The 20,003-nt window shown below is 59.5% G+C and carries 17 protein-coding genes; 8 read left to right on the forward strand and 9 right to left on the reverse strand.

Annotated elements, in window-relative coordinates:
* Positions 1-45: 45 nt before the first annotated feature.
* The 4 genes from N436_RS11345 (at position 46) to N436_RS28730 (ending at position 4,248) form a co-directional block, all read left to right on the forward strand.
* Entirely contained in the window at positions 46-2,034 is a 1,989-nt protein-coding gene (locus N436_RS11345; protein WP_218274926.1) for an aconitase family protein, read from the forward strand.
* Complete coding sequence (locus N436_RS11350) at positions 2,031-2,525, forward strand: ribonuclease (protein WP_105948190.1); 495 nt, start codon at positions 2,031-2,033, stop codon at positions 2,523-2,525. The genes N436_RS11345 and N436_RS11350 overlap by 4 nt, the downstream gene beginning before the upstream one ends.
* A 109-nt stretch (positions 2,526-2,634) precedes the next feature.
* On the forward strand, positions 2,635-3,951 hold the full coding sequence (locus tag N436_RS11355; protein ID WP_105948191.1) for an MFS transporter: 1,317 nt from the start codon (positions 2,635-2,637) through the stop codon (positions 3,949-3,951).
* 144 nt (positions 3,952-4,095) lie between these two features.
* Positions 4,096-4,248, forward strand: coding sequence for an OprD family outer membrane porin (locus tag N436_RS28730; RefSeq protein ID WP_256589764.1), 153 nt, complete (start codon positions 4,096-4,098; stop codon positions 4,246-4,248).
* Between the two features lie 3 nt (positions 4,249-4,251).
* On the opposite strand, the gene N436_RS11365 is transcribed toward N436_RS28730, so the two are convergent.
* The 4 genes from N436_RS11365 to N436_RS11380 form a co-directional block, all read right to left on the reverse strand.
* Positions 4,252-5,001, reverse strand: coding sequence for an amino acid ABC transporter ATP-binding protein (locus N436_RS11365; protein ID WP_105948212.1), 750 nt, complete (start codon positions 4,999-5,001; stop codon positions 4,252-4,254).
* An 11-nt stretch (positions 5,002-5,012) separates the two neighbouring features.
* Complete coding sequence (locus N436_RS11370; RefSeq protein WP_105948192.1) at positions 5,013-5,672, reverse strand: amino acid ABC transporter permease; 660 nt, start codon at positions 5,670-5,672, stop codon at positions 5,013-5,015.
* 10 nt (positions 5,673-5,682) lie between these two features.
* On the reverse strand, positions 5,683-6,330 hold the full coding sequence (locus N436_RS11375; protein WP_105948213.1) for an amino acid ABC transporter permease: 648 nt from the start codon (positions 6,328-6,330) through the stop codon (positions 5,683-5,685).
* 65 nt (positions 6,331-6,395) lie between these two features.
* On the reverse strand, positions 6,396-7,184 hold the full coding sequence (locus N436_RS11380; RefSeq protein WP_105948193.1) for an ABC transporter substrate-binding protein: 789 nt from the start codon (positions 7,182-7,184) through the stop codon (positions 6,396-6,398).
* Positions 7,185-7,466: 282 nt separating this feature from the next.
* On the opposite strand from N436_RS11380, the gene N436_RS11385 reads away from it, so the two are divergent.
* Positions 7,467-7,907 carry an Lrp/AsnC family transcriptional regulator gene (locus tag N436_RS11385; RefSeq protein WP_060499927.1) on the forward strand — a complete coding sequence of 147 codons (441 nt, stop codon included), beginning with the start codon at positions 7,467-7,469 and terminating at the stop codon, positions 7,905-7,907.
* Positions 7,908-7,957: 50 nt separating this feature from the next.
* Here N436_RS11385 and N436_RS11390 read toward each other — a convergent pair whose 3' ends face one another.
* Complete coding sequence (locus tag N436_RS11390; protein ID WP_110741051.1) at positions 7,958-11,005, reverse strand: aminotransferase class III-fold pyridoxal phosphate-dependent enzyme; 3,048 nt, start codon at positions 11,003-11,005, stop codon at positions 7,958-7,960.
* 141 nt (positions 11,006-11,146) lie between these two features.
* Here N436_RS11390 and N436_RS11395 point away from each other — a divergent pair, with 141 nt between their 5' ends.
* Complete coding sequence (locus tag N436_RS11395; protein WP_016714074.1) at positions 11,147-11,587, forward strand: Lrp/AsnC family transcriptional regulator; 441 nt, start codon at positions 11,147-11,149, stop codon at positions 11,585-11,587.
* Positions 11,588-11,637: 50 nt separating this feature from the next.
* On the opposite strand, the gene N436_RS11400 is transcribed toward N436_RS11395, so the two are convergent.
* The 3 genes from N436_RS11400 to N436_RS11410 all read right to left on the reverse strand — a co-directional run bounded on the left by N436_RS11400 (position 11,638) and on the right by N436_RS11410 (position 14,885).
* Positions 11,638-12,255 carry a dTMP kinase gene (locus N436_RS11400; RefSeq protein ID WP_110741052.1) on the reverse strand — a complete coding sequence of 206 codons (618 nt, stop codon included), beginning with the start codon at positions 12,253-12,255 and terminating at the stop codon, positions 11,638-11,640.
* A gap of 149 nt (positions 12,256-12,404) precedes the next feature.
* Positions 12,405-13,508 carry a P1 family peptidase gene (locus N436_RS11405; RefSeq protein WP_110741053.1) on the reverse strand — a complete coding sequence of 368 codons (1,104 nt, stop codon included), beginning with the start codon at positions 13,506-13,508 and terminating at the stop codon, positions 12,405-12,407.
* Between the two features lie 12 nt (positions 13,509-13,520).
* On the reverse strand, positions 13,521-14,885 hold the full coding sequence (locus N436_RS11410) for an APC family permease (protein WP_110741054.1): 1,365 nt from the start codon (positions 14,883-14,885) through the stop codon (positions 13,521-13,523).
* Positions 14,886-15,079: 194 nt separating this feature from the next.
* On the opposite strand from N436_RS11410, the gene N436_RS11415 reads away from it, so the two are divergent.
* Positions 15,080-15,868 carry a helix-turn-helix transcriptional regulator gene (locus tag N436_RS11415; protein WP_105948197.1) on the forward strand — a complete coding sequence of 263 codons (789 nt, stop codon included), beginning with the start codon at positions 15,080-15,082 and terminating at the stop codon, positions 15,866-15,868.
* Between the two features lie 106 nt (positions 15,869-15,974).
* Entirely contained in the window at positions 15,975-18,515 is a 2,541-nt protein-coding gene (locus N436_RS11420) for an HWE histidine kinase domain-containing protein (RefSeq protein WP_110741055.1), read from the forward strand.
* Positions 18,516-18,602: 87 nt separating this feature from the next.
* On the opposite strand, the gene N436_RS11425 is transcribed toward N436_RS11420, so the two are convergent.
* On the reverse strand, positions 18,603-20,003 hold a 1,401-nt coding region (locus N436_RS11425; RefSeq protein WP_110741056.1), incomplete at its 5' end, for an acetolactate synthase large subunit.

The raw sequence follows: 20,003 nt of genomic DNA on the forward strand, positions 1-20,003 counted from the left end.
AGGCAGGAAGAATTATCGCGGCAAGCTCATCGCATAGCTTTCATCATGCTCATCGTTGAGGAGATGATCATGACAAAAAAAATCCGCTTTGCCGGGCGCTTCCTATTTTTATCCTGTGACAGCGAAGCAGTGCAACGCCAGATCAAGGGCGCTGATCTCAGCCTGCAACAAACGCTGCCGCTCAGGGACAACATTTCCACTGATGAAATTACCCCGGTCGTCATCATGATGACCTACGACGAGCGCTTGGGTACCTACCCCTACGTCGGGTTCAAAACCGAAGGCAAGCTGCCGATCGGTAACGACACAGTCAAGAACGGCGGCTTTGAGATCACGGTTGCGGGTAAACGCTATGGTAAAGGCTCGTCCCGCGAATCCAGCCCACTGGCAGAAAAGTCTGCCGGAATCAGGTTGATCATCGCCGAAAGCTTCGAGCGGATCTATCGGCAGAACTGCGACAACATCGGCATTTACACCTCTACCGATTTCTCATTGATTGATCGCATTCGCGCAGGTGAAGAGATTGATCTGGAGGCGTTTCTGGTCGGCCGGGACGAGGTCACTCAGGAGGTGATTCGCGCTGGCGGCTTGTTGCCCTACAGCAAAGCGAATCTGCCCCGCCGCCCTGAGAAAGTGTTCAACCCCTCTGCCCCTGACCGTCGACCCATGACGTTAGTCGAGAAGATCATTGAGTGTCGGCGTGTTGCACCGGAAGGTAATCTCGCCCGCGGCGACGGCGTTTTTCTGTCCGCTGACTGGCGATTCAGTCATGACTACTTCACCGGCATGTGTGCTCACCTCATGCATGGCGCATTCGGCCACGCGCTAGAGCTGGCCCGACCAAGCGAGATCATTGCCTTCCAGGATCACCTGATCCTGGCTAACCAGAGCTTCCCACATGTTCGCGACAATTTGCTTGGGGCGGTCGGCGGCCTCGCATCTGCGCATGACGCGTTCGTACGCCGATATCCGGTGCGGGCACATGGTGCTCTGGCAGGTCAAAGCGGGTCTGAAGGCATCTGTCATGCCCTGCTGACCGAAAAATACGCACTCCCCGGTCAGGTTGTGGTCGGTACCGACTCGCATACACCGCATTCGGGTGCATTGGGTTGCCTGGCCTTTGGTGCCGGGGCAACGGATATCGCCAACAGCTGGGCGACGGGTTTCATTCGTTGCCGTATGCCTGAGGTCATCAAGGTTGAGCTTACCGGCAGGCTGCGAGCCGGTGTCACAGCCAAAGACATTGTCCTGGAATTGTTACGCAGCGAACCTATCCGCCAAGGTCAGGCCATCGGTGCGGTCTTTGAGTATTCAGGCGAAGCAGTGGCAGCACTCTCCATTGATGAACGGGCAACGCTCACGAACATGGTCGCTGAGCTGGGGGGCTTCACCGGTATCGTGATCCCCGACCAGAAAGCGGTGGACTTCATTCATGAGCGCCGTGGCGTCAAGATCGAACTCGAAGATTGGCTGTTCAGCGATCCCGATGCAGAATACAAAGAGCACATCAAAATCGACTGCCGCACGCTCTCCCCGATGCTGGCAGCGCCTGGTGATCCAGGCAACGGCATTGCACTGGATGACCTTGCTGAAGAGGTGCCGATCGATATCGCGTATGGCGGCTCTTGCACCGCCGGCAAGCGTGAGGACTTCGATTACTACCATGAAGTACTGGCGTGGGGCCTCGACCACGGGCTCCGCATCCCCGGTCACACCAAGCTTTTCCTGCAATTTGGCACGCTCGCCGTACGTGATTACTGCCAGCAACAAGGCTACCTGGATACCTTTGAGAAGGCGGGTGTCGAACTGATCATGCCCGGCTGCGGCGCATGCGCAAACTGTGGCCCGGGGTCGTCAACGCGACCCGATCAGGTGACTGTCAGCGCGATCAACCGTAATTTTCCAGGTCGATCTGGCCCTGGCCAGGTCTGGCTTGCCAGCCCGTATACAGTGGTAGCCAGTGCGTTGCTTGGAAAGCTTGGCAGCTTCGAAACCTTGCAAGCGTCCGTCGCCGCTGAAGTAACGTCAGCATGATCACTACAGCTGATCTGTGCGATAGCCATTCAGACATGATTGGCGCAGGCGGTCTTTTAGTTCTTCAAGGCGCCTGGCGCTGGTTCGGCAAGGCCGCCTCCATGGCGGGCCCAATCGCCACGCTCCAGGCACGCGGCTGCAATTTAGAGTTGCGCGAGCAGTTAGACCAGCCAGGCCTTGGCCGAATCCTGGTGATCGAAGCCGGGGGCGACCCTGGTGCGTTATTGGGTGACAACCTGGCGATCAAGGCACTGGTTAATGGTTGGGCCGGCTTTTTTATAAACGGCAACGTGCGTGACAGCAGAGCGCTCTCTGCGATCGATCTGCCCGTCCTGGCTTTAGGTGCATGGCCCGCGCGGTCAAAAAATGGGCCCGGCGGCAGGGGCGACGTCACACTTGAAATTGGCGGCGCGCGACTCTCTCCTGGAAACTGGCTTTATGCCGATGCGGATGGCGTTTTGCTGAGCGAGGTTCAACTCAATACGAACTGAGCTTGCGGCCACTGCCAGAATCATGCGCAAGTTTGGAACGTGATTAGCGGCTGGTGGGCCTCCATCAGCCAATTCATCTCTCCGACAAATACAATTATGGAGAAAGCGAATGGCTACCTTGACCCAAGAGGCAACGTACGTTGCTTCAGATGTGCAAGAGCTATTGCTCTACCGTCGCATTGCCTGGCGTATCCTGCCACTGACGATTGTCTGCTTCCTTTTCTCGTATTTCGATCGCATCAACATCAGCTTTGCCAAGACCCAGATGCAAGCTGAACTGGGGCTCAGCGATGCCGCCTATGGCTTTGCTGCCAGTATTTTTTTCTTCGGCTACGTGATGTTTGAGGTACCCAGTAGCTACGGGCTCAAGAAATACGGAGCGCCCAGCTGGATCTGCCGAATCATGGTCAGCTGGGGCATCGCGACGGCATGCCTGGTCTTTGCCTATAACGAGTACACCCTGTATTTCTTGCGGTTTCTGATCGGCGTCATGGAAGCTGGCTTCGGCCCAGCCTTGCTGTTCTACCTCGCATGCTGGTTCCCGAAGAAGAATCTGGCCAGCATGAACGGTATCTGGTTCCTGTCCATTCCACTCTCGGGTGTACTGGGCGCGCCGGTGTCGGGGGGCATTCTTGAGTACATGAACGGCTTCCTGGGGTTGGCCGGATGGCATTGGCTGTTCGTCCTTTCAGGTCTCCCCTGTGCGCTGCTTGGCGTTATCGTGCTGTACAAGCTTGACCGTGATATCCAGTCGGCAAAATGGCTGACTCAGCCGGAAAAGGATCTACTGCAGCGTAACCTGGATAATGACCGAAAAGACGCGAAGCCAATCCATGCTTCATTGCTGAAAGTCATCCTCACTCGCGAGGTAGCGGTACTGTCTGCGATTTATTTCATGGTGAAGCTGACGGGCTATGGGCTGAATTTCTGGATGCCACACTTGATTGGTTCATCTGGCGTCAATAATCAGATGGCCGTCGGATTCCTCACCGCATTGCCATACCTGGTCGCAGCCATCGGAATGATTTTCGTCACCCGGCGCTCTGACGCCACCGGCGAGCGCAAGCGCTACTTGTGGCAGTGCATGCTGGTAGGGGGTATCGGTTACTTCGCGGCCTGCTACTTCAACAGCAATCATTATCTCCTGACAGCGTTTCTGGTGCTGGCCACCGCTGGCGTCTTTATTGCCATTCCGATCTTCTGGACTATTCCGCAGAAGGCCTTCGCAGGCTTGGCAATTGCTGGCGGCATTGCAGCGATCAATACCGTAGGCCAGCTCAGCGGCATGGTGGCGCCGCTACTGGTCGGCTACATAAACGACCTCACCGGTAATACCTACATGGGTATGTTAGCGCTGGCGCCGTTCTGCCTGATCTGCGCCGCAGTCATCCTTTGGGGTATTCCCAACGACCGTAAAACCGCTTGATCCCTGGTGCCCCTCCAGGGCACCTCAGTCCAACCTGATGGCTTGCTCGGCATGCACTTGATTGCGGCGTGTCGAGCTGGCAAGGCGTTTGCCGAGCTCCGTTACTTCGATGCTGAAAACGATGGATAAGCCTTGGCCGGTGACGTGGATAACAGGACGCTCAGCACAAACTTTGGGTACAAATTCGGCGCTCACACGATCAGCGATGGCTACCAGAAAAGCCGTGGCGAATCGGCCTACGCTTACCTGGGCGGCAGTGATACGACTGCGCTTTCTGGCAGTGCCGAGCATTCGTGACGGCTAGCGGTCGTGAAGATGCTTCTTCAAAAAGGCCCGGGTGCGCTCCTGAACGGGCTTTTTCAGGATTTCATCCGGTGCCCCCTGTTCGACCACCACACCGCCATCCATGAACACGATCTGATCAGCGACTTCGCCAGCAAAACGCATCTCATGTGTAACGATCAACATGGTCATGTGTTCGGCCGCCAACTGCTTCATGACCAGGTTCACTTCGTCCACAAGCTCCGGGTCCAGCGCTGAAGTCGCTTCATCGAACAACATGACCTTCGGTTGCATGGCCAGCGCCCGGGCAATGGCAACACGCTGTTTTTGCCCACCCGACAAGCGCGACGGGTACTCGTCGACCTTGTTGCCCAGCCCGACTTTCTGCAGGTACTCCAGGGCCAGCTCCCTGGCCGCACGTTTCGAATAGCCTTTGAGCTTCACAGGCCCTATCGCGATGTTTTCACAGACCGTGAGGTGCGGAAACAGATTGAAATGCTGAAACACCATGCCCATCTGCTGGCGCACCTTGTTGATATGCTGCTCAAAGGCGCGGCCTTTCAAGGGTTGATTGACTTGAGCGCCGTCAAGCCAGATTTCACCACCATTAAGCACTTCGAGATGATTGATCGAGCGCAGCAAGGTGCTTTTGCCCGAACCGCTTGGGCCGATGATGGCGAAAATCTGCCCACGCGACACCGACAGATCGATCCCCTTGAGCACCTCAAGTGCACCGTAGGCTTTACGAGCGCCCTTCACTTCTACCATAGCGTTGTTGTTCATCGTGACATCTCGACCTTTGCTTCAATAAGATGCAACCCGGCTTCGAGCGCCAGGTTGGCCACGTAGTAGATCACCGCGACGGCGATGTAGAACTCGAACGGGCTGTACGTTTCGCTGACGGCCAGCTGGGCGCTGTAGACGAGTTCGGCAATACCGATGATCGATACCAGCGACGTGTCCTTCAGCAACACGATGAGGTTGTTTCCCAGTGGCGCGATGGTTTTTCTGAGCGCCTGCGGAACAATAATGTAGCGCTGGGTCATGGCCTTGCTCAGGCCGATTGAGCGCGCGCCTTCTATCTGGCCTGGGTCAACCGCCTCGATACCGGACTTGATCACGTCGGCGTTGTACACGGCAAAATGCAGGCTGAGCCCGATGATTCCCGCAGCCAGCGCCGGAATATCGATACCCACCTGAACCAGCCCGTAGTAGATCAAATAGAGTTGCAACAACAATGGTGTGCCCATCAACAGCCAGGTCATAAAGCGCACAGGCAGCGCCATGGCGTGAGGCGCATACAAGTCGATCAGGGCAATGAGCACACCCACGACCAGGCTGATGACGCTGCTGCAGAGAAACATGACAACCGTCCACCACAGTCCGGTCGCCAGCATGTCGTAATAAGGTGCGATGACACTCAGGTTTAATCCTTCCACTGCCAACCCCTCACTTGGTCGCGTATCGCTTGTCCAGCACTTCCACCAGATACTTGACCGAGTAGACCATGACGATATAAAGCAACGCCGACACCATGAATATCTCGAATGGTTTGTACGTTGAACTGATGAAGCGCTGCGCGGTGTATGTCAGTTCAACCACCGAAATGGCCGACACCAAGGCGGAGCCTTTGATCAGGCCAATGGCATTGACACCAAGCGGCCGAATCATGAGTTTCAGTGCCTGGGGAATGATGATGAATAACAATGTTTGCCTACGGCTGAAACCAATCGACCGTGCCCCCTCCTCCTGGCCTGGGTCAACGTTGGCGATCGCACCTCGTATGGACTCCGACATATAGGCCGCGATGTTCATGCCCAAACCGATTACCGCAGCAGCGAACGGCTCCAGCTCTATGCCTATTTGTGGCCCGCCAAAATAGATGATGAACAACTGCACCAGGCAGGGTGTGCCGCGGAACACGCTGACGTACAGGCTTGCCACCCACCGCAGGATAATGAACGGCGAAAACCTGCAGGTTACCAGCACAATGGCGAGAAGCAGGCCAAGTAGTAATGAAAGCAACGAGATCTGCACGGTGACCCAAGCGGCTTCCAGAAAAAACGGGTAAGTGCGATGGATTAATGACAGGTCCATGAAACCACTCACAAAAAGTCTGCCAACCCGGCCCGGCCTACCGGCCAGGCCATTCCTGGGGCGCTTCAGCGAATGTCGCTGCCCACCCATTTCATTGAAATTTCCTTGTACGTGCCGTCTGCCAGAATCTCGTCCAGAGCCTTCTGCAACTGGGCCTTGAATTCAGGGTTGTTTCTGCGAATGGCAATGCCCAGACCTTCGCGGCCACCCTGCTCGTCCGGCAAACTGATGATCCGCACTTTTTGCCCGGTTTCCTTTACCGCAACCATGACCGGGATGCTGTCCATCACCACCGCATCGATACGCCCGGCATCCAGGTCGACCAGCATTTCAGGCAAGCCTTTATAGGTGCGCACTTTAAGATTGCCGCGCGCACGCGCCCATTTGTCATGCGAATCACCCAACGTGACGCCGACGGTAACATCCTTGAGGTCATCAAGTTCTTTAATCGGAGAGCTTTCCTTGACACCAATGGTACGGCCCGCATGGTAATACGGCCCGACGAAGTCAACGGCTTTAAGGCGCTCGGGCGTAATGGTCATCGAGGCGATGACAGCGTCATACTTCTTGGCCAGTAACCCTGCAATAATGCCGTCAAACGGTGTAGTGATGATTTTTATATTCACGCCCAGGCGCTGGGCAAGTGCTTCTCCGATGGAGGCGTCGAAACCGACAATTTCATTCTTTTCATTGGCAAAGCTAAAGGGAGAATACTGCCCGCTCATTGCCACCCGTAACACGTTCGACGCTTGAACAGCCTGCAAGTCGTCGGCGTATGCCACACCTTGAGAGAACAAGGCGACAGCCGCTACCGCAGTGGAAGCCAGTAGCATTCTGGTTTTTCTTGCCAGCATCGAGGCACTCCTTGGAAGTTTGTATTTCTTATTGTTCCGGGCTCTTAGGCCCCATCCTTCACAGAAAGCTTTGCACACTGAAACCTTGAAATCACCCTGCAAAGTGCGTGTAGGACTGGCACATTGCCGGAATCGACCGACATAATGCCGGCGCTACTTCGACCCTTGGAGAAACTGGAGTAGTGTCTTGCAATGCACAAAAAAGAAGCAAATGGCTAACTATTCCCTGCACTTTATTGGGGCGGACGGCCCTTTACCGGCGATCAGACAGGAGTGTCAGCATTGCGCGAATTAGACGTCAAAGATCGGGAAATCCTCGAAATACTCTCCAAGGAAGCACGTGTCGCACTCAAGGCACTTGCGGCAAGAATCGGCCTGTCAAGAAGCGCGACCAGCGAACGGGTTTTACACCTGGAGCGCAGCGGAATCATTCGGGGATATCGCGCGGACATTGGTGAAATTGATGCCAACGTTATACGGGCAATCATTCTGGTCTCGCTGAAACGCACACCGGCGCTTGGCCTGCTGGACCTGCTGGCACAGAACGCCCAAGTGAAACGGGTATCCTCGGTCAGCGGCCAACTCGACCTGGTTGTAGAGGTCGAGGCACGAACGATTGATGACTTGAACCGGGTGCGCGATGCCGTGGCATGCCACGATTCAGTGGATGACATCACCACTGCCGTGGTGCTGCGGCGCGATATCGACCGCCAAAAAGCCTGAACGCACGAACAGGGCTTGCCGATCGGCACGCCCTGCCCGGTTGAAACGCGCTACTTCAGCGCCGCAGTGAAGCTGTCTTGCAGCACGTCAAGAAGAAAGTCCGCATTGGCCCGGCTGAAAATCATGGAAGGACGCATTTTCAGCACGTTGTCATGCGGGCCTTCGGTACCGATCAACACGCCGCGTTCTCTGGCGCCATCGGCAACTTTCCTGGCCAAGGCCGTGGCCGGAGCCTTTGAGGTGCGGTCCGTGACCAATACGATGCCGAGGAACAGGCCCAACCCGCGTACATCACCAATCACATCGAATTGCTGCTGAAGTTTGCGGAAACCCTCAAGCAGGTAATTGCCGATGCTCAAGGCGTTCTCTTTCAGCTGGTCGCGCTCGATTGCATTGAGCACCGCCAGGCCCACCGCACACGACACGGGGTTGCCGGCGAACGTATTGAAATACTCCATGCCGTTGTTGAAAGCATCGGCAACTTCGCGCGTGGTCACCACCGCCGACATCGGGTGGCCGTTACCAATCGGTTTGCCCATGGTGACAGCATCCGGCACTACGCCTTGGGTCTCGAACGCCCACCAGTGGCTACCGACGCGGCCAAACCCGACCTGCACCTCATCGGCCAGGCACAGCCCACCTTCGGCGCGAACCATGGCGTATACCTCCTTGAGGTAATGCTCGGGCAGGAACACCTGCCCCGCCACGCTGGGGATCGACTCGGCAAGAAAGAAGCCCGGGCCCTTGCCGGCTTTGCGCATGGCGTCCAGCTGCTCTGCCACCGATTCGGCAAACCGTTTGCCGTGTTCTTCCAATGGCCAGTGCCCGGGCGCGTAGTAGCTGTCTGGAACCACCGCCTCGTATACGTGCGCCGCCCTGCCCTTGCCGGCTTTGCGCTTGTACTTGTAAGGGCTCAGGTCGATGAGCTCTTGCGTGGTGCCATGGTAAGCCCAGTCCAGCACGATCGCCTGGTCGCTACCGGTGTAGTTGCGCGCCATGCGCAACATGAGGCTGTTGGCTTCACTGCCCGAGCAGCCGAATGACGCCACACAAAGGCCCTCTGGCAACGTGCCGGTCAGCCGCTCGGCGTACTCGACGATGTTGTCGTGCAGGTAACGGGTGTTGGTGTTAAGTCGTGCAGCCTGGCGGGTCAAGGCGTCGACCACGTCGGGATGGCTATGGCCCAGGTGGCACACGTTGTTGAAGCAGTCCAGGTAGGCCCGCCCGAAGTTGTCGATCAGCCATACGCCATCGCCGCGCACGAACTTGATCGGGTCGGTGTACGAAATTGACAAGTTCGGTAGCAGCAGCTCTTTACGCTTGGCAATGATCTGGGCCTTGGCCATTCCCTGCTGGTTGTAGGTTTCTGGCGGGATGCCGGCCAAGGTCGAGGCATCAGGGAACAGGTCAGCCCACACCTCGCGGTATTCGGGCTCTCCAACGCCAATGACCTCACTCGCGCTCAGCTGGGTGTCGGTGGTCATCTGCAGATGCAGGTGGGGAATCCAGCCGCCGTTTTCATTATCGGTGCCCATGTAGCCCACCAGGTCGCCGGCTTCGAGCTTGTCACCGGCCTTCAAACGGCTGAGCGCCTCGTGGGCCATGTGCCCCCACAGGGTCAGAAATGGCGGGCAACCTGGCGGGCTGTGCTCGATCATCACCAGCCCACCATAGCCCAGCGGGTCGGGTTCAACCTCAACGCTTTTGACGGTACCGGCGACCGGAGCGTACAACGGCGTACCGGCGGGCATCACCAGATCGACCCCCACATGCAGGGTGCGGCGCTGCCCCTTGATGAAGCGCGACTCGAAGGCACTGTCCGTATAAATGGTACGCAACTCACCCCATGGCCCAATGGCCAGCGGCACGTTGTGCGCGGCAGAGAACGCATCCCACCAGCGCGTCGCATCGGCAGGCCGCTGCTCGGCTGAGGCGATGGTCATTTCGTGGCTGGCGTCGCCAAACGGCGCGATCACCTTGTTGAGGATGGCGGCTGACGGGCGCACCAGGTCGGCAAATGATGTGTGGTTATCGGCGATCCAGCGGCGCACTGCACCCGCCCCCTCGACGGCATCGAAACCACAGGCTTTGCGCAGGATGCCTGTAGCCAGCCGTGGATTCATCGAATCAAGCTGTTCCAGCAGGCGCCAGGCTGGCGCTTCACTGATCGCCAGGTAGGGGTTGTCTTCTGTCTGATCTTGCCGGGAAGCGGAGAAAGTAACGCTGATGACCAGGCGCATGGCAATCAGGTTGAACAGCACGTCAAGCTCTTGCGCTTGCAATGGGTACTTTTCATGGAATCCGGCCACCAGCGCTGCGGCAGCGCCGATCGGGTCGTCCATGTCGAGAATGGCGTACGCACTGGCGATCGCGACCTCGGCAATCAGCACGGTGTGCACGGCATCGCCAAAGTCGATGAAGCCGGTCACATGGCGGGTGGTCTCGGCATCGACCAGAATGTTCCAGTCGTTGGCGTCATTGTGGATCACCTGCGCCCTGAGTGATGCCAGCCTGGGCTGTACCGTGTGTTCGAACCGGGTGATAAAACGCTCGGCAATGGCCCGGCGCTCGGGGCTTTTGATGTGGTGCAAGCGCGAACGGGAGCGTGCGGCATGGCGCAAGTCCCAGTCCAGGTCACGGACGGCACCCGGGTGCATGAACCCCTGCAGGGCGCGGTCAAGTTCACCGAGTGCCCGGCCAAAGTTGCTCATCAGCGCGAAAGAGCGCTTGGCCTCGGCAAGCGGCGTGCCGGCCAACCAGCTGACCAGGCGCATCGCATGCTGCTCACCTGTGGCGCTGGCCACGGATGGCAGGTAGTCACCCGCCACACTAGCCCGAAGGTGAGGCACACCCAGGTGCGCGCCATGCACGGCCAGATGATCGAGCAGCGCGGTTTGAAACTCGCTTTCTACCCGGGGCTCGCTGGCATTGACGATTTTCAGTATCCAGCCCGCATCGACGCCCGTATCCAACCGGTAATTGCGGTCACGCTCCCCGTCCAGGGGGGTTGCTGTAGCGGTGACATTGAAGAAATCTTTTGCGAGGCCCTCTGCATCGCTTGCCGAAAACCGAGGTGCCGGGTGGGAAAGGTCTGTCATATCATCACGTTCCGAGCGAGCAAATTGTTTTGAATAGCTTGTCATGCACTGCCGAAACCGACACCCTGCATACGGTCGGGATCCACAGGCATTATGCCGGTACCGACCGGCATAAAGACGGCGAGCTTATCAGGTGGTGCAATGCGTGAACTGGACGCAAAAGATCGTGAGATTCTTGAAGTACTTTCGAAGGACGCGCGCATTGCGCTGAAGGCATTAGCCGGCCGCATCGGCCTTTCCAGAAGCGCCACGACCGAGCGTGTGGCCAACCTTGAACGCAGCGGGATTATTCGTGGATACCGTGCAGATATCGGCGAAATAGACGCCAATGTCATACGCGCGATACTGCTGGTGACCTTGCAGCGCACACCTGCCATGGGGCTGCTCGACCAGTTGGCGACGGACGCACGCGTGCGGCGGGTTTCCTCGGTGAGTGGGCAGCTTGACCTGGTGGTTGAGGTGGAAACCCGGACAATCGACGACCTCAATCAGGTACGCGACAACGTGGCACGTCACGAATCGGTGGATGACATTACCACGTCGGTTGTCCTGCGCCGTGATATCGACCGCCAGGGCGCCTGATCATCCACGCAGGGTTGTCCAGGCCAGCTCGCGCAGCGGCGTACGAGCGCTCAACGCGTTAGCAGTACGCGGTCAATCTCGCCAACCACCTGCCGCGTTGCGTCTTCGATGGCCCCTTCATTACGGCACAACACCCAGCCGTGCTTTACAAGCGCCCGCTCGAAAGCCTCGGTGCAGGCAACCTGTTCATTCAGGTTGTGTATCACCGTACTGCCCAGGCCACGCGTGCGTGCCGCCGCCCTTGCCCACGAGGTTTCAGGGGCCGTGACAACCCCGACATGCAAATCTGGCACTTGCACGCTGAGGTCGAGGTTCAATCGCAAGATCTGGTCAAACGGCACCGTGCGGCGAAACGCGGCGTCAGAGGGGTACCAGCGATCAATCAGGACGATGCTGTCAGCGGGCTGCCTGGGCAGTACGTGCCGGGAAATCCAGGCGCGGCTTTCAGCGAAGCGCTCGCACACCTTGAACTCCAGATCCCGGCACGGGTTTCTGGCGAGCTTGTTGACCAACGCCATGGTTTCGCCCCGGTAGGGATCGCTCTTTTTTTCGCAAAGGCGAATCACCTTTTTCCCGTCCACCCTCAGGGCTTGGGTGACGGCCTCCAGCAGCGTGGTCTTGCCGGTGCCTTTAGGCCCATCAATGGAAACAAACAGCGGGCGGATCATCGTTCAATACCAGTTGGCTCAGGTGCGGATGAGACCATTGATCGCCGCTTGCCTTCAAGGCATATCGACAAGGGTACATCTGTACTCCACAGGCAAAAGGCGGCACATGCCGCCTTCTCGTCCCTTCCTGGCGACTGCCTGCCCAGGTATCAATCCTGGGCCTTCCAACCCATTTGCCTGAGCGCGGTCAGCAAGCGCGCCCCATCCAGGCCAGGCACCTCCCGCCCGTCTTCAGCCTGCATGGGCCGACCGGCCAGGATGGCGTTGACAATGGCTTCCTCTACCGCCTCGGCCGCTGCCGCGAACAGCGGCGAAATGTGGTCGTTATTGACCATCGCCACGTGCGCTGTCATCGGCAGATCGCGGCGGTTGTAATCGGCCGGCGCCAGCCCGGTATTGCCCGTCGAGAACGCCAGGAAGATATCGCCGCTGGAGTCATCGGTGCCGCCCCCCGTGCGGGCAATACCCAGCGCAGCACGTTGCGCCAGGCGTTGGCACTGATGCGGCAGCAACGGTGCATCGGTGGCCAGTACCACCACGATCGAACCCATGCCTGGGGTGTCCTGCTGCTCGAAGGGTGAAGGCAAATCGAGCAACACCCGGCCGACGGGGTAGCCATCCACCCGCAGCTCACGGCGTTGGCCATGGTTGGCCTGGACAAAGGCTCCCACCGTCCAGCCACCCTGCTCTGCCGGCAGTACCCGCGACGCGGTACCAATGCCGCCTTTGAACTCATGGCAGATCATGCCGGTACCCCCACCTACCGCACCCTCTTCCACAGGCCCGCTGCGGGCAGCACCCAACGCCTGCTGAACCAGGTCTGCATTGACATGCTGGCCCCAGATATCGTTCAGCACGCCATCATAGGTTTCCATTACCACCGGCATGCACCAGTAGGTCGAGCTGTCCCCCAAGGTTGCATGCTCATGGGCGATCATCGCATCACGTACCACGCCAACGCTGTGCGTGTTGGTGGTCGCGATGGCGGTGGTCAGCAGACCCGCCTCTCGGATCCACTCAAGGCCCGTGGCATCGCCATTGCCATTCAGCACATGGCAACCGGCAAAACATGGCTGATAACGCGCCGGGCCTTCGCGGGGCTCGATGACACTGACACCGGTGCGCACCGGTTTTCCCGCATGGGCCTTGTTCAGGGTCGCGTGGCCTACCCGTACGCCGGGTACATCGGTGATTGCGTTGTGCGGGCCTGGCAGGCCAAGGCCCAGCGTGATCCCGAAATCGCGTGCTCGCATCATGTCTCTCGCTTAAAGTTTCTGAAAGGCTGGGCTCAACTTGCCGTAGGTGCCGTACAGCACCACGGAGGTAAGCAGAATGCCAACGATGATGAAAATGTCCCGGGCTGAAGCCGAACTCAAAAGCGTCGAAAGCAGGTATCCGGCACCTGTCACGGCGGCCAGTGCCGGCAGCGGCCAGAGCGGCATGCGGTACGGGTGCTCGCGGTCACGGCGCAGGACTCTGCTGAACAGCGCGCACAAGCCGACGACCAGGTATACGCACAAGATCAGCAGCACGGTGAACGATGTGAGCTCCGCCAGGTTGGAACTGAACGTTAGGGCCGCAGACGGCACCGCAAGGAACAACGTGGCCAGCCATGGCGACTCCCACTTGGGGTGAATGCAGGTAAAGGCGCGGTTCAGGCTCGGCATCCACAACGCATCCCGCCCGCTGCTGTAGATCACCCGCCCGCTCTGGATCACCAGGGCGATGATGGCGTTGAACACCGACAGGAAGATACCGGCACTCACCAGGCGCGACAGGGTTTCGTTGCCATGCGCCGTCAACAGGTAGCCGATCGGGTCGGGGCTGGCCAGCATCGCCTCCAGCGAGGGCGCACCGATCAGCAGCGCAACCAGCGGAATCACTTCGATGGCCACCACCAGCACCAGTGACCACATCACCGCTCTGGGGATGCCGCGCCCACCGCACTTCATGTCCTCGGCCAGCAGCACTGCGCCGCCATAACCGTTGAACGAGAACAACGCCGTGCCAATAGCACCAACCACCAGCGCCCAAGGCGCCGCGTGAAGTATTCCGTTGTCGAGTACCAGCGGGCTGACGAGGCTGCTGACCGGTTGCTGAGCATGGCCGAAGCCCAGCACCACAATCACCATCAGCGCCGCCACCTCAAGCAACAGGCACACGCCGGTGACCCACGCGTTCAGCTTTATATTGAGGATACCCAGCAGGTAACCCAAGGCCACAATCACCAGGGCCACCGTCTGCCCGTCAAGCTGGGTGCCCAGTGCTGCATTCAGGTAAGTGGCAGCCCCGGTGGCCAGTACCGGTGGAATGAACACCAGCATCGCCAGCACGGTAAGAAAGGTGGCGTAACCGAACATGCCGCCAAATACCCGTTTGGCAAACACGTACTCCCCGCCTGCTGCACTGTGCGCACGGCCCAGTTCGGCATAGCAAAGCGCGAACATCAGCGCCAGCACGCCACCCAGCATGAAGGCCCATATGACCCCGGTACCGGCCTGGGCGATGGCAAATGGCGCGATGACGAAGACCGAACTGGCGGGGGTTACCGAAGAGACGGTAATGGCAACTACATCTGCGACGCTCAGCGTCGGTTTAAGGACTGGGGCGGGTGCACTGCAGGACGTCATTTGTTCATCCTCACGTTGTTGTTAGTGTCAGGAGGCAGAACCAGAAAGCGAAGCATGGCGAGCTCGACGGCCCGCTTGATGGGTATGGAATCTATGCGGCGTCACCCTGCCGGGCAATTCCCACTAAGGGGTACCCCCGTTGACAGCTGCGGCAAACCGGGCGCCAATGCCTTACCCCTTTCAAGGATGCTGTCGTGGACATTCTCTTTCATGAAGTGGCCGGCCACACCGCGCTGGCCAGAACGATCGAGCAGATTGGCGGCCCGCGCTTCTGGCGCCAGCTGATCCTGGTACTGCGGCATTGGGTGCCGTTCGACAACGCGCTGGTGATTCACTTCGCGGCCCAGGGCGCGCCTCACGTGCTGGAGGAATACGACGCCGCGCCAGCGCCCGCTGCGGGTGAGCTTTACCTCGACGGCCTGTACCTGCTCGACCCGTTCTACCAGGCCGCGCGCGAAGGCCTGGCCAGTGGTTGCTACCACCTCGAAGAAGTGGCGCCGGACCACTTCTGGCAAACGGACTATTACCAGAACTACTTTCAAAACCACGTACTGGTGGACGAAGTGCAGTTCCTGTTGCAGTTGCCCGAAGGGGTGTTGTCGCTGTCGTTGGGCATGCGCCGTGCGTTCACCGCAGCAGAGCTGGGCAAGTTGAACCTGGTCAGTGCCTGGGTGCTGGCCTTGCTTGAGCAGCACTGGGCACGTAGCGGCATCTCGGTGCCAGCACAGCCACCGGTTGGCGACGCCTTGGCCAGGTTTGCCCAGGGCCTGTTATCCGAGCGGGAGCTGGAAATTGCCCGCCTGATCCTGCGCGGCTATTCGTCGAAGGCGATGGCGCAACGGCTGGGCATCTCGCCAGAAACCATCAAGGTGCACCGGCGCCACCTGTACGCGAAACTGAATATCTCGTCTCACCCTGAACTGTTTTCGATGTTCATCCGTGAGCTGGGGTTCGCTGATGATCGAGGGGAACACCCGTCATAAGCCGGTACAGCCCTTTTCGCCTCGCTATGCCAAAGGCCGGCATGCCTGCTAGGCTGACGTTGGCGGCCCTGCTGGCAGCCTCCTCATCCCCCCACAGGCACGGCCAATGACATTCAACCCCCAAGTAAACCTGACCAACTGCGACCGCGAGCCTATTCAGATACCCGGCAGTATCCAGCCCCATGGCTGCCTGCTGGCATGCGATGCCTCGGCCACCGTCGTTTTGCGTCATTCGGCCAATGCTGCACAAATGCTGGGCGTAGCAAGCGACATCAACGGCCAGAAGCTGCATGCGGTGCTCGGGGATGAGGTGGCGCATACCCTGCGCAACGCGCTGGCCCGCACCCGGGAGGCCTCGCGGCCGGCGCTCAGCTTCGGTGTGAAGCTGCCCAGCGGCGAGGCTGTCGACATTGCCGCCCACTTGTTCAAAGGCACAGCTATCCTCGAGTTCGAACCTGCTGGCGCGAGCATCGCCGAGCCGATCGAACTGGCCCGCACGCTGATCGCCCAACTGCGCGAAATCGACCAGACCAGCAAGCTGTTCCGCGATGCTGCCCGCTTTGTCCGGGCCGTGCTCGGTTACGACCGGGTGATGATCTACCAATTGGGTGCCGACGGCGCCGGCAAAGTGGTTGCAGAGGCCAGGCGCAGCGACCTCGAAAGCTTCATGGGCCAGTATTTCCCGGCCTCCGACATCCCCCAGCAGGCCCGCGCACTTTACCTGCGCAACCCGATCCGGGTGATCTCGGATGCCCAGTTCAAGACAGTCGCCATCGACCCGGTGCTCGACCCCTCGGGCGAGCCGCTAGACCTTTCCTATGCGCACTTGCGCAGCGTCTCGCCGATCCATTGCGAATACCTGTGCAACATGGGCGTGGGGGCCTCCATGTCGATTTCGGTCATCGTCAACGGAGAGCTGTGGGGGATGATCGCCTGCCACCACTATGCACCGCGCACACTGGCCATGGGGCAACGTGTGGCGGCGGAAATGTTCGGCGAATTCTTCTCGCTGCATATCGAGACCCTGCGCAGCCGGCAAAAGCTTGAAGCCGCCGTGCACGTTCACAAAGCGCTGGACAGTATGCTGCTTGACGCCAACCAGGCTGCAGACATCGATGGGTTCTTCCGTGCGCGCCTGCCCCGGCTTATGTCGCTGATCCCCTGCGACGGCATCGGTATGTCGCTGCAAGGCCGATGGTCATCCGCCGGGCTGACGCCGCCCAAATCGGCGGTGCCCGACCTGCTGCGCCTGGCAGATATCGTCAGCTCCGGTCGTACCTGGGCGTCCAACCGCCTGTCGATGGTGCTGCCTGCGGCCCAGGCGTACTTTACCGATGTGTCGGGTGTGCTGATCATACCGATGTCGCAGCAACCGAGGGATTACCTGATCTTCTTCCGCAAGGAAGTGGTCGAGACACTCGACTGGGCCGGGGACCCGAACAAGACCTATGACAGCGGCGCACTGGGCGACCGCCTGACACCACGCAAGAGCTTTGCGATCTGGAAAGAAACCGTTCACCAGCAGTCACTGCCCTGGACCGAGCAGGACCGCCAGTTTGGCGACGCCATCCGTACTGCTATCGTCGAGGTGGTGCTGTATAACAGCGAGTTGCTGGCCAGCGAGCGTTCGAAGGCAGAAGTGCGCCAGCGCATCCTCAATGAAGAGCTCAACCACAGGGTCAAGAACATCCTGTCGTTGATTGGCGCGCTGGTTGCCCACCCGACCTCGGAGAGCCAGACACTGCAGGACTACGTGGCGACATTGAAGGGGCGCATCCATGCGCTGTCCCTCGCTCACGACCAGGTGGTACGCGGTGACGGTGGCGGGCGACTGGCCAAGCTGCTGGAGGCAGAGCTTTCACCCTACCGCACCGCCGCCGGAGTGATTGAACTGCAAGGCCCGAACGTTATCCTGGATGCCCGCGCCTATTCGGTCATGGCCTTGGTGCTGCACGAACTGGCAACCAATGCTGCCAAATACGGCGCGCTGTCGCAGGCGAGCGGCAAGCTTGCCGTGAGCTGGGCCATCGACGCCAGCAACGGCTGCAGCATTACCTGGCGCGAAAGCGGCGGGCCAACGGTTCGCCCGCCCAGCCGCAATGGCTTTGGCTCGGTGCTGATAGAACGCAGTATTCCGTTCGATCTGAGTGGCACCAGCGCAGTGGAATATCACCCCGAAGGCGTGGAAGGGTTGTTCAGGATTCCTGCAAAACACCTGTCCGTGGCCGAAGCGGCCGAGCCTGCGAGCACGGCCGCGCCGGTTACCCGTGCAGCCGATGCCTTTGCCGCCCGGACGGGCTTGTGCGTGCTGATCCTTGAAGATCAGCTGGTGATCGCGGTTGGCCTTGAGCAGATTCTCAACGATGCACAGATCAAGGACGTGATGACCGCCAGCTCCGAGGATGAGGCCATGCGCTTGATCAGCAGCCGCACACCGGACGTCGCGATACTGGATGTGAACCTGGGAACAGGGACGTCGATTTCCGTCGCCGATGAACTGCAGCGCCGGCAAATTCCGTTTCTGTTCGCTACAGGCTATGGCGACGGCATCAGCATTCCCGAGCATCTGAAGGATGTGCCCGTAACCCGCAAGCCATATGACGCCAACAGCATCCTGACCAGTCTGCAGGCCCTGGTTGATCGCTGAGAGAAGGGATTCCTGAACGGAAGGAGGGAGCGCAAGCCGCTCCAGGGTACGGCGCCAGCCTTGAGGTGGCGCCGTACCTGTCAAGCATTACACCGCCAGCGCGCGCTCACGCAGCTCGCTGTTAAGGATGCGGTCGTTTTCGCTGTAATCGACCGGGCAGTCGATCACATGCACGCCCGGAGTCTTGATGCAGTGCTCCAGCAGCGGCAGCAGGCCTTCGGCGCTTTCCACGCGGTGGCCATTGGCACCGTAGGCTTCGGCGTACTTGACGAAGTCCGGGTTGCCGTAGTCCAGGCCGAAATCGGTGAAGCCCATGTTGGCCTGCTTCCAGCGAATCATGCCGTAGCCGTCGTCACGCAGGATCACCACGGTGATGTGCATGCCTAAGCGAACTGCGGTTTCCAGCTCCTGGCTGTTCATCATGAAGCCGCCGTCGCCGCATACCGAAATTACCGGGCGGTCCGGGTGCACCAGGTGTGCCGCCATGGCCGAAGGCAGGCCGGCACCCATGGTCGCCAGGGCGTTGTCCAGCAGCACGGTGTTTGGCTTGTGCGCCTTGTAGTTACGGGCGAACCAGATCTTGTAGATGCCGTTGTCCAGCGCAACGATGCCTTCGGACGGCAGCACGCGACGGATGTCGGCAACCATGCGCTGCGGGTAGACCGGGAAGCGGTTGTCGTCAGCGCCTTCGGCGATTTGCGCTTCGTTGGCTTCACGGATGGCCATCAGGCGAGTGAAGTCCCAGTGCGAGGTGTCATTCAGCGCTTCGCTGATCTGCCACACGGCGTTGGCGATGTCGCCGATCACTTCTACCTGCGGGAAGTACACGGCATCGACTTCGGCAGAGCGGAAGTTGATATGGATGACCTCAGTACCGCCACGCACCATGAAGAATGGCGGCTTCTCGATCACATCGTGGCCGATGTTGATGATCAGGTCGGCGGCTTCAACCGCACGATGCACAAAATCGCCGGACGACAGCGCGGCGTTGCCCAGGAAGCGCGGGTGGCGCTCGTCGACCACACCTTTACCCATCTGGGTGGTGATGAACGGGATGCCGGTCTTGTCGATCAGTTGCTTGAGGACCTTGGCGGTCATCTTGCGGTTGGCGCCAGCACCGATCACCAGGATCGGGTTACGGGCGTTCAGCAGCTTCTCGACGGCGGCTTCGATGGCCACATGCTCGGCCAGCGGGCGGCGGTGCAGGCTGCGCGGGATCGGCAGTGCATCGGTCTGCTCGGCGGCGATGTCTTCCGGCAGCTCCAGGTGTACCGCACCCGGCTTTTCTTCTTCGGCCAGGCGGAAGGCTTCGCGCATGCGCGACGGGATGTTGTCGGCCGAAGCGAACTGGTGGGTGTACTTGGTGATGGGGTCCATCATGCCGCACACGTCGATGATCTGGAAGCGGCCCTGCTTGGACTTCTTGATCGGCTTCTGGCCGGTGATCATCATCATCGGCATGCCGCCCAGGTAGGCGTAGGCACTGGC

This window comes from Pseudomonas sp. RV120224-01b (assembly GCF_003208145.1).
GTDB lineage: Bacteria > Pseudomonadota > Gammaproteobacteria > Pseudomonadales > Pseudomonadaceae > Aquipseudomonas > Aquipseudomonas monteilii.